The 13,054-nt window shown below is 66.1% G+C and carries 11 protein-coding genes; 6 read left to right on the top strand and 5 right to left on the bottom strand.

The window, feature by feature from the left end; translation table 11 throughout:
* Positions 1-71: 71 nt before the first annotated feature.
* Positions 72-2,387 carry a S8 family peptidase gene (locus tag JI746_RS22220; protein ID WP_201692472.1) on the bottom strand — a complete coding sequence of 772 codons (2,316 nt, stop codon included), beginning with the start codon at positions 2,385-2,387 and terminating at the stop codon, positions 72-74.
* A 734-nt stretch (positions 2,388-3,121) separates the two neighbouring features.
* A complete protein-coding gene (locus tag JI746_RS22215) occupies positions 3,122-3,628 on the bottom strand; it encodes a hypothetical protein (RefSeq protein WP_201692471.1) in 507 nt (168 codons plus the stop codon).
* A gap of 193 nt (positions 3,629-3,821) precedes the next feature.
* Here JI746_RS22215 and JI746_RS22210 point away from each other — a divergent pair, with 193 nt between their 5' ends.
* Positions 3,822-4,466, top strand: coding sequence for a 7-cyano-7-deazaguanine synthase (locus JI746_RS22210; RefSeq protein ID WP_201692470.1), 645 nt, complete (start codon positions 3,822-3,824; stop codon positions 4,464-4,466).
* A gap of 43 nt (positions 4,467-4,509) precedes the next feature.
* Here the strand turns inward: JI746_RS22210 and JI746_RS22205 are convergent, their stop codons facing one another.
* Positions 4,510-4,827 (bottom strand): hypothetical protein, encoded by a 318-nt coding sequence (locus JI746_RS22205; protein ID WP_201692469.1) that lies wholly within the window; start codon positions 4,825-4,827, stop codon positions 4,510-4,512.
* A gap of 739 nt (positions 4,828-5,566) precedes the next feature.
* On the opposite strand from JI746_RS22205, the gene JI746_RS22200 reads away from it, so the two are divergent.
* Positions 5,567-5,743 (top strand): hypothetical protein, encoded by a 177-nt coding sequence (locus JI746_RS22200; protein ID WP_201692468.1) that lies wholly within the window; start codon positions 5,567-5,569, stop codon positions 5,741-5,743.
* Positions 5,744-8,953: 3,210 nt separating this feature from the next.
* Here the strand turns inward: JI746_RS22200 and JI746_RS22195 are convergent.
* Positions 8,954-9,220 carry a hypothetical protein gene (locus tag JI746_RS22195; protein ID WP_201692467.1) on the bottom strand — a complete coding sequence of 89 codons (267 nt, stop codon included), beginning with the start codon at positions 9,218-9,220 and terminating at the stop codon, positions 8,954-8,956.
* A gap of 121 nt (positions 9,221-9,341) precedes the next feature.
* The gene (locus JI746_RS22190) at positions 9,342-9,875 is read right to left on the bottom strand and encodes a hypothetical protein (protein ID WP_201692466.1); all 534 of its coding nucleotides are present in this window, start codon (positions 9,873-9,875) and stop codon (positions 9,342-9,344) included.
* Positions 9,876-10,071: 196 nt separating this feature from the next.
* Here JI746_RS22190 and JI746_RS22185 point away from each other — a divergent pair, with 196 nt between their 5' ends.
* The 4 genes from JI746_RS22185 (at position 10,072) to JI746_RS22170 (ending at position 13,027) form a co-directional block, all read left to right on the top strand.
* A complete protein-coding gene (locus JI746_RS22185; protein WP_201692465.1) occupies positions 10,072-11,328 on the top strand; it encodes a nitrilase-related carbon-nitrogen hydrolase in 1,257 nt (418 codons plus the stop codon).
* Between the two features lie 70 nt (positions 11,329-11,398).
* Positions 11,399-11,788, top strand: coding sequence for a hypothetical protein (locus JI746_RS22180; protein ID WP_201692464.1), 390 nt, complete (start codon positions 11,399-11,401; stop codon positions 11,786-11,788).
* Positions 11,785-12,057, top strand: coding sequence for a hypothetical protein (locus JI746_RS22175; RefSeq protein ID WP_201692463.1), 273 nt, complete (start codon positions 11,785-11,787; stop codon positions 12,055-12,057). The genes JI746_RS22180 and JI746_RS22175 overlap by 4 nt, the downstream gene beginning before the upstream one ends.
* A gap of 70 nt (positions 12,058-12,127) precedes the next feature.
* Entirely contained in the window at positions 12,128-13,027 is a 900-nt protein-coding gene (locus JI746_RS22170) for a ferredoxin reductase domain-containing protein (protein ID WP_201692462.1), read from the top strand.
* Positions 13,028-13,054: the final 27 nt, after the last annotated feature.

The following is a 13,054-nucleotide window of genomic DNA, read 5'->3' as shown; positions in this document are numbered from 1 at the left end:
TGCCCCAACGCGCATAGTGCTCTCGCAATAAGAAAGCCCCTCGCAAGGGGCTTCGTGTCGCAGGGCGCAGTTCAGAACTGCAGCGAGTAGCGGATGGCGAACATGCCGTCCTTCTCGCCGGCCACACCGCCGGCGTTGTGGCGCAGGCCGAGCGAATACGAGAGCTTGCCGCCCACCTGCAGCGGCATCACGTAGCTGGCCTCGAAGGACAGCTCGCGCGCGCCCGCGGCGAGGTTTACCGAGCGGGCTTCGCGGATTTCGCTGCCGTCTGCCGCCACGCCCACCGGCACGTTCAGCTTCATGACGCCCGAGGTCGTCTTCAGCGGGCTGGAGATGCCGAAGCCCACGCGGTCGTTCGAACGCAGCACGTCGGCAGCCACCAGGCCCAGGCCGAAGGCGCTGCTGCGGGTGTCGCTCACGCTCTCGACCAGGCTGTTGCCGCCAGTGGAAACACCGGCAGTGCGGCCTTGCGAGAAGTAGCCGGCGAGGGCAGCGCGCCCGGCGAGCTTGTGAGCGGCGTGCACGGTGGTCACCTGCGTGCGGGCGGCTTGGCCGAGCGAGAAGGCCTGGCCCATTTCGGTGCCCAGCATCGTGCCGGACTCGCTCACACGACCGAAGCCGACGCCGAGCACGGTGTCGCCGAAGGCCTGCGACAGTTCCACGTTCGAGAAGGTCGCACGCAGCTTGGCGCTCTCGCCGAACGCGTTTTTCAGCGCCGAGTCCGTCACCGAGCTGGCCATGCCGACCTTCACGCGCGCGCCGCCGGCGAAGCTCTTGCCGAAGCCGAAGCTGTTCGCATCGCGCACCAGGCCGAAGTAGGCGTCGGAAGTGGACGCGGAGCGGAAGGCCGGAACGCCGGCGATGTCCAGGCCCGCCAAGCCGAAGAACATGTTCCCGCCCTCGACGCCGGCGGCAATCTCGCTGCCGTTGGCGAACTTCTTGACCAGAGCGCCACCGCGGCTGGCCTTTTCACCGAAGGTCAGCCCCGTGCTCGGGGTGAACCCCATCTTGGAGCCATCCGCATCGAGCGCGCGCTCGGTGAGCGTCATCATCTGGTCCATCGCACCGAAGGCCTTGGCCAGCGAGATGCGCTGCACGGCGGGCAGGGAAGCGGCCAGGTCCATCCCGTAGTCGCGGTTGTAACTGTCCACGCCAGCGAGCTTGAAGGTGCCGTCCGCAGCCGCCACGCGCACCGCAGGCGACAGCGCACCGGTGCCGGTGCCCAGGCTCACGGCCTTCGGGTCGTAGGACGCACCGCTGGCCGCCTTGTACTGCAGGTTGCCCACTGGCTGCAGCGACTTCTCCACGTTGATGAGCCCCCAGCCGTAGACGTCATCCGGGGTCGTGTCGGTGGCGGTGCCCAGGCGCGTGGCCGTCTTGTAGATGATGCTGGAGATGTCCTGCGCCTTCAGCTGCGGCCAGGTGCTTTTCAGCAGGGCGGCCTGCCCGGACACCATCGGGGCGCCAGCCGAAGTGCCACTCGCGGTGAGAACATCGGTGTTCTCGGCCACGCGGTACGAGTTGGGGACGTTGATGCCGCCGGCGGCCGTGACGCCCACGCCGGGCGCCACCACGCAGTCGTATTTGGCGCTGCCGCAGGCGTTGCTGAACTCGGCCCGCTGGTTGTTGGAATCCACCGCGGCGACCACGATGACCTGGTGATTCGCCCAAGGCTGGATGGCCGCCAGTGCGGCGATGTTGGGGTTCGCGCGGGAGTGGTTGCCCGCGGAAAACACGAAGAGCGCACCACTGTCGACGCCGCGCTTTACGCGCGAGTAGTCCCACCAGGTCGCGTCCGGGTTCACCGTGCCCAGGGACATGTTGATGATTTTCGCGCCCTGGTCGACCACAAAATCGACGCCGGCGTTGATGCGGGGCTGCTGTTCCTCGGTGTCGATGAACACCTTGCCCATGATGATGTTCGCGCCTTCGGCGACGCCGCGCACCTGCGAGCCATTGGCGGTGGTGCCCGCCGCGATGCCGGATGTCCAGGTGCCGTGTCCTTCCGTATCCGGCGCCGTCGCCGTCTTGTCGAAGGTGTTGAACCGTCCGGTCACTTTGCCGTTGGAAAGGGACGCGTTGGTCTCGTCGACGCCCGAGTCGACCATGCCGATGGTCACGCCGGTGCCGTCCTTGGCGCCCAGGGCACGCAGCGCTTCGGGCGAGGGCACGTTGATTTGATTCAGCCACGGCTGCCACACGCGCGCGGCTTGCTCCGGCGTGAGCGGCACCGGCGGCGGGGCCGGGGGCTGCGGCTCGGAAATCGGGGGAGCAGGCGGGTTGGGGTTGCCCGGGTTCGGCGCGGGCGCCGGGTCGTTGGAGCCACCGCCACCGCCGCCACCAGCGGCCGCCATGAGGGCGATGACCGCGCCGGCAGCCAGGACCATGCGGTTGGCGCGAACTTCGTCACTGAGCTTCGCGACCGCACCGCAGTCCTTCTCAGATTCCTTGCGGGCTTCGCCTTCCTTGGCGCATTTGGACGTGTCCTGCGCCGGCGCAGTGGCTGCAACCGGTGCTTGCGCAGCGGCAGGTGCCGGGGTTGCCACGGCGGGCGCGACTGCCGCCTTTTCTTCGGCGGCAGACTCCGGAAGCGCAGGTGCGGCGGCCTTTTCAGGGGCCGCCGGCTCGACTGCTTTCGGGGTGGTACCGGGCAGCGAGAAGCGCTTGGCGGGAGCCGCCTTCGGCACGGTAGACAGGGGCGCTGGCTGAGCGACCGCGGCCGCGCTGGAAGCGCCCATGGCCACGATGACGGCGGCGACACTGGCTTTCTTGGTGAAGGAAATGTCGCTGCGATGGGCAGCCTCGAAGTGAGCGGGCATCGGTGTCTTTCAGGGTTCGGGAGTGCGTTCCCTGTCAGACAAACTTGCCCGGCTTCCGTTAGCCAGCAGACCGGCACAGGCCGGCTGGCGCCGACCGCGCCCTTGGTGCGCGGAACACCTATCTAATTAGTATGTGCGCGTTGCCCAGGTCCCTGAGGCAGCGCCTTTCGGCGCGCTGCCGGTTCCTCGCGAGGAGCTCTCGGCGCAGAACGTGTTCTTCGGGCCGGCCCTTTGCGGCGAAGCCGCGGCCGCGCCCCAGGTGCTCAAAGAACACGCCGCGGGTGGCGCGCGGGGGCTGGTTTTCAGGCAGCTGGCGACGACGGCAGGCGGTCGGCACCAGGCAGGCGCTCGGCAAGCTGGCGGTCCGTGTAGCCGGCAGGGCGCGCGCTTTCGTCAAGCGCGACCTGGTGCAGCAGGGCAGCCTGGCGCTGCTTCACCCACTGCTCCAGGATGCACTGCGCCTGCAGCAAGGACACATCCAGCGAGTGCCGCCCCACCAAGCATTCCGCGCCATCGGCGCCTTTCTCGCAGTTTGAGATTTCTAGCCCGAGAAGGCCCTGCGCTTGGGTGAACACGCGCTGGCGAAGCAGCAGACCCGGCGCCAGCGGAACCTCGTTCAGGAGCTCCAGGCCCTGAATGTCGTCGCCGCGGATGCCACGCCACAGAAGCAGCCTGGCCAGCGAGCGCAGCTCCTTGGCGGACTGCACCGGTGGAAGGTCGGGCTCCTCGCGCACCACCAGGTAGCCGGCCTGCCAGCCACGAGCTTCCCCGCCCTCAAGGGGTTGCACCAACCGCCGAAACAGCTTCATGTCTGGCTCCAATTCCTGGAGAGCGAGGGTCGCCGGAAGCTGTGGCCGGCACAAGGAAATGTGTGCGCGGCCGCGGGTGACAAAGTGACCGGAAAACGTGTTCTGCGAGGCGCTCAGCTCACCATTTCAGCGATTGACCTGACCCCACTGGCACTCTTAGCCTGCGCTGATTTCAACAGGGAAGGGAACTGCGATGAAGTCAGCACTGGTCATGGTTTCCGGGGGCTGTGATTCGGCCACCGCGCTCTTCGTGACAGCCAAGTCGTTCAAGCCGCGGGCAGTGTTCTTCGACATCGGCCAGATGTCCGCGGACTTCGAGCTGACCGCGGCGCGCCAGGTTTGCCGGGCCGCCGACGTGCCCCTGGAAGTGGTGGACCTTTCCGGGATGAAGCACTTCTTCCTTGGCCTGGTGAACAGGCCGGAGTTGGCCATCGGCTTCTACGGCGGCATCGTCGCGGAGAGTGCAGGCCCCAACTGCCCGCATGGGCTGTTCGGCGTCGCTTCGACCTACTGCGTGAGCGCCGGCATCGACGTGCTGGTCACGGGCATGCACGCAGAAGACAAGCCCGGCGCCGCGGCGATGAAGGAGTACCTGCAGACCTGGGGAGCGGCCATCCGCAAGCTGCAGCCGACGCAGTTCGACTTCAGTTTTCCGCTGTTGGACATGGGCAAGGCGGACGTTCTGAAGCTCGGTGAGGAGTCTGGCGTGCCGCTGCACCTAACCCGCTCGTGCACCCGTCCGACGTGGCGGCACTGCGGCACCTGCCCCGCCTGTACTGAGCGGCGGCAGGCTTTCAAATTGGCAGGCGTCACCGACCGTACGGAATACGAGGCCTGAGGCGGCTCGGGCGTCTTCCGGCAGGCCGCACGGCGCTCGACGACTACTTTGGCTGGCTCGCCAGGAACTGCGTGAGGAAGGAAATGCGGGCGGAAACCGCGTAGACGTCCGCGGCCGCCGGCGTGCCGCCTTCGCTCACGTACTGGCCGTACAGGGCCTTGCGGTACACCTCGCACTTGTTGTCAATGGCCATCCCGGCGTGCTGCATCGGGTTGCCGGTCACCGGGCCCATCCGCTTCAGTTCGGCCAGGCCGCAGCGGTAGTAGTCCGTCTGGATTTCAAGGAGCTTGTCGCTCGGGAACCATGCCCATGTGCCGGAAGCCGAGGCCGCGACGACCACGGCGAGTACTGCTTTCTTCATGGCCGGGAAGTGTACTGAGGCACCGAATGCGACCCGCCTGTCCACGTCCGCAATGCCCGTCCTAAGGACGGTAATGACACGGATTCCGGACCACAGGAGCGCCGCGACGCGCCCGAAATTCGTATTCAGACTCTGGAACCGTTTTGAATCAACGACATGCGAAAACCTACTCGGCGCAGCACCGCCAGCTGTTTGCCACCGGCCGAAAAAACCCTGAAGAAGATGTTCTCCCGCCAGCCCCTCGGGTGGCGTAGGCCAGCTCCTCGAGGCGTTCCAACATGGGACGTCCAATGAATCAAGCGCTTACGAAAAGCTATCGGCAACCAAGCCCTTCCAAGGCGCCCGGGCAGCAGACGGTCTACCCGCGCGGCAGGGTCAGCAGCTTTGCAATCAACCAGAGGGCGCCTGGGACGTGAGCCTCGCCGGGGCAGGGGAGTGCCTCTTGCAGGAAGCCCGCCAGGCATGCGCCGGCACGGCACGTCCTTGCCGGACGGTGAACGCACCGCGCGCATCCGCCAGGAGCTGCTCGTCGCACGCCCTTCGGCCGGGTGAGCTTGCGAACTGGCGGGCTTGGGTGAGAGCTTTTGTGCGGGCTCGCCGGCAGTACCGGACCTGCGGGAGTCTCGTCCTTGTACGGCTCGTTGCAGCCACGCCCGGAGCCTGCGGCCTTGCCGGAAACTGGAACTCCCGACGCTTCCCGCGCGGTTCTTTTCCAGCCAGAACTCACCAGGAGCAAGCTATGACCAGGACCTCGAACGACCAGAAGAGCGACGCCCACAACCCCGGCAGCCGTGAGCACCAGCAGAACCAGACCAACCACGGCAACCAGATGAACCCGGACCACCAGGAGTACCAGCACTCGCGCGATTCGGGGCAGCAACAGCAGCAGGACCAGCAGCGCCAGCAGGACGAGTAGGGCGCGCCCGCGGGGCCCAGTGCCGCACAAAAGAGCTCACCGTTCGAGCCCTGAAGTCCTCGCGGCCGGCCACGGCTCACGAGGGAAGGCGGCCTGGCCAATACGGTCAGTGGGGCCCCGCACAATTGTTCTCACCCTTCGACGCGCACCTCGGACGGCAGCGCACCGGCGGGCGGCGGCGTTACCAAAAATTATGCTGGCCAACATAAGTCGAACCGGGGTCCAGAAGGCCGCGTAAGTGCCTCTCGCACAAGGACTTTCGGAGTCAACGGCTGAGCAGGAGCGCGCGCTCAGCAGCCTCGGGCAAGGGCCACGATTTCTCCCATAACCTCTCACCTGAAGACCGCCACACGGGCCTGCGGCGAGCCCCCTCTCAGAGGGGATGGGGACGACCGCGACGCCTCTTTTCGCGAACTCCCATAAGTTCTCACCTGAAGCGCCGCGGCTGCACATTTCCTCTCACCTGTCGGTGCCTCGACAGCCCGATTTCTCCCGGGGAGCTCACCTTTAGGGCCTGAAATGTGCCCGGGGCGGTCAACCGCTCAGAGGGCAAGGCCGCGCCCAACCGGGCGGTTTTCGGCAACTCCCGGGGAGCTCACCTTTCGCGGCACCGCAGGTGCTCGAGGCGGTTCACCTTCAGCCCCCGGGAACGGTAGAAGAGAGCTCCCGGCATCGCCAAGAACGAAGCCCTCGCCGAGGGGTTCAGCCCCTGCCCATTGCTCTCAGAAGTCCGTCCTGGACCGGGCTGTCACCTTAGGCCGAGAGCTGTCCGCGAGGCAATCGCGGACACGGAAACCAGCCGCCCACCAGGCCTGCGTCGACCCCACCGAGGAGCGGCCTGGGCGGACCAGCCGTTGCCGAAGTCCGTCTCGCCCGACACAGCGCACCGGGTCGACCGGAAGCATCTAAGCGCCCCGGTCCGGCTTCCGCTCCGCGCGAAAAACCCTGAAAAACGCATCCTCTGGCCAGCGCAAACACCCTCGCTTCGCTCGGGGAGCGCTCGGGGCGCGAAGCCCCGGTGAGCCTGTTCGGCGATGGAGAACCAGCGCCCCCGGATGAGGGGGCTCAAGCGCTTCCGGCTGGCTTGAAGTTCCAGCTCCCGGATACCGCCCTCTGGCAGAAAAAGCCCTGAAGTACGCGTCTTTCGGCGGCGGCAAAACCGCTCGCCTGACGGCTCGCGCCCGGGGACAGCTGAAGCCCGCGGCGAGGCTCCCAGTCCCTTGAAAGCAGAGCTCGAGCGCCTGCCAGGCGCAAGGCTGATGGCCGGCGTGACACGGCGCCAGGGATGGATTTCCGGGTCATTTCGGGCTTCGCCGGTGGGCCGGGCTCCTACCTTAGCCGGGCGACGTCATGGGCTTGGCCGAGCCGCGAGGCGAGGCCTTTCAGCGGTACAACTGTTGGACCCCTTGTGAATCAACGGCTTAAAAAACGGTATCCGAGCAAGGCACGCTGGCTTGGGCTCAAAGCGGTCCGCGCGCCAGCTTTCGAGCGCCCCGCCAGGGTCGGCCTAGCGCCAGTCAGTCCCCGCCGGGCAGGACTTCAGCCGCCCCGCGAGGAGCCCGCCACCGGCCGAAAAAACCCTGAAGAAGATGTTCTCCCGCCCAGAATATCGCTCGCCTTCGGCTCGCTCAGGTCCTCGGAGACGCACAGCTCCAAGCCCCCGGACACGCACAGCTTGGGCCCCCGCATCGCGCACTGCCTGAGCCCAGGGCGAGGGCAGAACGGCGCAAGGCTGATGGCCGGCGTGACACGGAGCCAGGGATGGATTTCCGGGCCATCTCCGGACATTCCGGGGGCGCACTCCAACCGTTCCCACGCAGCTCTAAGAGCTGCAAACAATGGCTGTTCGGGCGCCGCCAGGCGCCCCATCCCGTGCGCGTTCTTGCCCCGGGGAAAGCCCCTCGGCTGGCGCCTCGGGAAGCGCTCGGCGAGCAGGAAAACAAGCGCCGGGCGAGCACCAGGACACCCCAGTTCCTTGCCATCAGGACGGGCGGCTCGGCCTGGCCGAAAGCGCCTGAGACATGTCATCAAAGCCTTCCCGGCAGGGCAGTCGCAACCTGCGAGGCGGGGTGCTTCCGGGCCGCGAAGCACGGGCGTCATCGGCGTCAGGTGAGCCCCGTTGTGAGCATCATCCCAGCCGCGTCCGGACGACTTTCTAGCGTTTTGTAGACGATTGTAGAGACTCAGCAGTCGGCAATAGAAAGCCCTCGGCGAGGCCTCGGCGAGGCGTCAACCGGCGCCCGGGCAGCCGGCTTTCGCCGGCCCAGGACAGCCAACATCCGGCAGGGGTTGAACCGTCCCTGAGTGTTTGCTCACAAGGCGGGGTTCTTCCGGCCCAGGACTTCCTCGCGGGGTCGGCCGCCAGGCCGGGTCGTACCGTCCCAGGGGATTGGCAGCAAAGGCGGGTCCTACCGGCCCAGGAGCTTGGGCGAGGGGTAGCAGCTCGCCGGGAAGGGTTCCGGCTCCCAGTGAGCCTGCGCTTCCAGCTCGCCTGAGGGCAGGGCGCTCGGCTTCCCGAGGACCCGCTCAACCCTTGCCTGGAGCCTGCGCTCAGCCTTGCCTTGAGCTTCCGCCCCGACCGCCTGACAAGGCGGGGAAGGGGCGGGGTTTCCCGGGGGCCAATCTCTTGGTTTCAAGCCCTTCCGGGGGCGAAGCAGGGCGCTCCGAGGTGTTCCGCTATACCGAACACGCTGCGGACGAGTTCCAGGAACACGGGGTGCTCGCAGAAGCCATTGATTTCAAAGGCTTTCGGGGCGGTTGAGGGGGTTGCGGCTTGGCCGAACAGTCTTTGGCTTCCACAGCTGGTATCCGAATGGCGGACTGGCCGGTCTGGGGCCTGTTAGGCAGGACGGGCGCGCACCCCTCGATGTTGAATTCAGAGGCGCCTCGGCGGACCCACTGCCCGGGGTTCAGGGCCTACTGCCTCGGCGTTCTTGAATTGAGCTAAATGGGGGCAAAAACACGGCGTAGTGGAACATAAAGAAAGACTGACTTTGTAGTCTCAAACCCTGCGGGAAGCTTATCTGGCGCGGGTTTCGGGCTACTGCCTTTTTGGCAGTGCCCACGGCAAGGGGGAGTTCCAGGCTGAGTGCTCTGCGGGGCCGAGGTCTGGTTGTGGGGGTGGGGACCCGGCTGGGGTGGGAGTGCTATACCACTAGCGGCCGCGCCGATGCCGCGGCGTGACAGTTTATGCGTGAGCGCTGCTGGACTTTAGGGTGCCAGGAGCTTGCCGAGCGCTTCGCTGTACAGGTGCTCTTCCGCCTCGTTGCCTTTCTGGCGCGCGATGCGGATTTCGATGGTGCGCATTGTGTCGGCCGTCTTGTAGAGGACGTCGAGCACACCAATCATGCCGGTCTCCGTGTAGGCGTCGGTGAGCGCCAGGAGCAGCAGGTTCAGCGACTCGGCTGCTGCTCTGTCGGTCGGATGCAGTGGCCGAGAGTCACCCCGGGGTTCAACCGGGAAGGGAACAGCGGACATGACAAATACTGGTAGTGACGATGAACACACCAGTAGTTTAGGCGAACGCGTTTTTCAGCTCCCATGAAAAAAGCCCCGCTGCGTCAAGCAACCGGGCTTTTTAGGAGCAAGGCGGTGTGCGTTACATGGACACCGCCAGGGTGTAGAGCCAGTAGCCCAGACCACCGAGCGTGCCGGCCACCAGGAAGGGGCCCCACCAGTACCGCTTGGCGAACGCCATGTCGATGTACGACGGGATGCTGGAGTAGAGCACGCTGCCGACCAGGAAGGCTTCCGCCATCTTGAGCGCCGGGGTGTCCCAGGTCGTGAGGCCGCACAGGACCAGCGACAGGGGAATCAGCGCGAGCGGGGCCAGTCCCACCGGGGCGGCGTTGTACCAGGTCAGGTTCCCGAACTCGGTCGTGCCAAACGTCGGAACTTCGTCGGCAATCCGCGGAACCACGCTCAGTTTCAGCGGCTGCGCGTTCAGGAAGAGTCCGGCAGTGGCGTGAGCCAGTTCGTGCAGGTAGGTGCCGGGGAGCATGACCAGAGAGGTGAGGTACGCCCACCGGTAGGAACCGGTTGCGATGGCCTTGCTGCGCATCGTGTGGATGCCGGCCAGGGTGGCCAAGACCAGTACCCAGTACGTCAGGCCATTGGCGAGGATGGTGCTCATTCGTCTCTCAGTCTCGTGGTTTGTTGAGGGGTTGGGCCGGTTTCCTCGGCCTGTGGTTCGTCTTTCACTTCGTATAGCTACCGGCTCTTAAATTCGGTGCTGCTTCCGGCTCCCCTGATTTAGACCCTCGGCAACGAGAACGTGAGACGCCTGTCTAAACCGAATACATGATAGCACTTCGCTACAACTTTAGGTAATGACGACCCCCGCCTTCACGCACACCAAGCCGCACAGCGGCGCGTACGCAACACTGCGCACCGGCACGTACGCCGGCGCGCACGTCCTGGCTCCCTTTGTCCTGGCCATTTCGGCGGGTTTGAGCTGGGGCGACTCGCCCGCACACCTTGTCGGCGCCATGCTGGTGTTCCTGGCGTTCGGCCTGAGCACTTGCCGGCTGCAGGCTTTCGCAGCCGTCATGACCTATTACCTGGTCACCGCGCGCGGCGTCCCGGCGGGCGGCGCGTTGTTCTTCTCCGATGCGACGAAGCCCACGCTCATCTGGCTGGCCGTGTCCGCGCTGCTGGCCGCCGTCTGGGCCTTGGCGTGGACGAAGAACTGGAAGCAGTTTTGCTGGCGCCTGCCGCTCGCCCAGGTGGTGCTCATCGTGCCGCCCGTCGGCATGCTGGCGGTCGGCAATCCGCTCACGGCGGCTGGGATGCTCTTTCCCGGCTGGGGCTTCGCCGGCGTAGCCGCTGCGTTGGCTGCTGGCGTCCTTTTGGCGCAGTACGGCAGCGCACGCGGCACGCATAAATTGGCACACCGCTTCGGCCTCACGGTCATGGCCGGGATGCTGCTCGCCCTGCTCACCTACGGCCCGACGTTCCAGCCACAGGCTCCGGGCACCATGTCGAGCGTCGACACCCACGTCGGCAACATCCTTGGCCGCAACGCGTTCGAGCAGCTGCCGCTTCACCAAGCCAACACGGAGCGCGCCGCTGAGCTACTCGAGAAAGGCAAGCAGGTCGTGGTTTTCCCGGAGACCGCCGCCGGTGAATGGACTCCGATGCGAGAGGAACTCTGGGGCGACGTAAGCGCGCTCGCGCGGGAACGCAACGCAGTCGTCATCACCGGTGCGACGACCCTGCGCGGCAAGCTGCTGGATAACAGCCTCGTGCTCCTGGGTGGCGAGCAGCCGCAGGTGTACCGCGTGCGTGTGCCGGTGCCGTTCCGCGACCGCGGCCGTCAGGACGACCTGCAAGACTCCGGCTCCAACGTCTTCGGCCAGAGCGTCTATGCGACCAAAGCAGGGCGCGTCGGTGTGTTCATCTGCTACGAAGTGCTGCTGCCTTGGACGGTGCTGGCCACCGCGTTCGAAGGCGCGGACGTGTTCGTGGCCGGCGTGAACGGATGGTGGGCACCGGAAGGCAACAGCATCCCTGGCCTGCAGCGTTCCGCCATCCAGTCCTGGGCACAGCTCTTTGGGGTGCCTGCGGTCGTCGCCACGAACCGATAGTCCCGAGGGTTGACGCGCGTCAGATGTTTGCGCGTTTTCGCGGTCTAACAGCGACCCCCCTTGATGCTGTATGACCGAGTACTCCGACAAGACCCCGCAGCAGCTGCGGCAGATTCTTCTCAGCCGCGGCTGTGACATCGCATTCGGCTGGCGTGTTCCTGGGGCCTCAGGCGCGCGGAATGCGAAGGCCTTGGAGCTGTGCATGCTGTTCAACGGACAACGTGCAGCAGCCTTCCCCCTTGGCAGGACCGAGCAGGACCTTGACCTTCAAGCGGCTACGCACGCCGCGCGAGCAGGCGCTATGCGTCTCGGCACCGCGGCCTATGACGCGCTCGTGGCGTTCTGCGTGCTCTCGGAAACAGGCCAGTTGAACCACCTGGTCGACCAGCAGAAGGCGTGGCGACCGTACGCACAAACCCCGGCCGCGTTGCTCCCACCCTGGTGCGCGGTCATGCCATGAAGGCGGAACCCAAAATGCTTCGTGCTCTGCTCATTCGCGCGCTCCTGGCCGGACTGGCGGCGGCGCTCACCCTCGAGGGCCTTGCTGCCACTGCATCGGGCACTCTCACCATCGGCGCAGTTGTCAAGCGCAAGCCGAAGCCCGTCATCGTGGACGAGCGCGTTCCCGTACCGAAAGACGCGACACCGGACGGGCAGTCCCCCGGCACCGGCACGACGAGCGTGGAGCAAGAGCAGGGCACCGTCATCCGACGCACCGTGCTGTATTGAGCACATATAGCAGATACGTGCTGCCGCCCGCTGTCCAAACACCAGCAGCAACTACACGGACAAACGCGCCATGTCGACCAAAGCAATCCTCACCGTGATGCACAACGGCGTCACCGTCGGCCTTCTGCACACCCACCACGACGGCGACCGCCTCGCCATGTCTACCGCCATCCTCGACGCGCTGGCCCACGGCGACACGCCCGAGGCAGTCGTCAAGCGCCTCATCACGCGCGATGACGAGAACGCGCACAACTGGACGGAACTCAAGTCCATGCCGGACCGCGAGTTCGTGCGCAGCGAGCGCCAGTTCGAGTACATGGTGAACCTCGCGGACGTCGACGGCAAGCTCACGGCACCCGTGGTGTTCATCCACGACCGCTACAACCCCAACGAGGACATCACCTGCACCCCGGGTGAGCTGCTCGATTACGTGCGCCGCACGTTCCGCAAGGTGCCCGCTGAGCGCTTCGGCGACCCGCGCGACCAGAGCCGCGACTTCGAGGGCCTGAAGGCTGAAACCCTCGCCTCGCTGAAGGACCTGGAAGGCGGTCTGGTGGCGCACACCCTGGTGCCGGACCGCGCGCCGGAAGTGGCCGAGCCCAAGCTCATGACGGCGAAGGCAGCCGGCGCACAGGTCGCCGCACAAACGGCGGCCAAGGGAATCGACCCGGTGCGCCAGGAAATCGCTCGCCAAGTACAGGCGTCCCTGCTTTCCCTGGGGCAAGACCCGCGCGCCTGCACGTTCGTGCTCATGAACGACGGCGCCCTTCGGGTGAACAAGGGCAATCGCAACGTGGACATCAAGCTGGACGAAGCCAGCGACCTGTACGACGTGCAGCTGCACACCATCGACAAGAAGACGTTCGACGTGACCACCAAGGAGCACAAGGGCGTGTTCTTCGACCAGCTGCCGGACATGCTCAAGCACCTGACGCCGCAGCGCAACCGTGACCGCGGCCTCGACCGGTAAGACCTCTCGCACCAACACGGCCCGCCT

The organism is Ramlibacter alkalitolerans (assembly GCF_016722765.1).
GTDB lineage: Bacteria > Pseudomonadota > Gammaproteobacteria > Burkholderiales > Burkholderiaceae_C > Ramlibacter > Ramlibacter alkalitolerans.
This window is presented reverse-complemented; position numbering and strand designations above follow the sequence as displayed.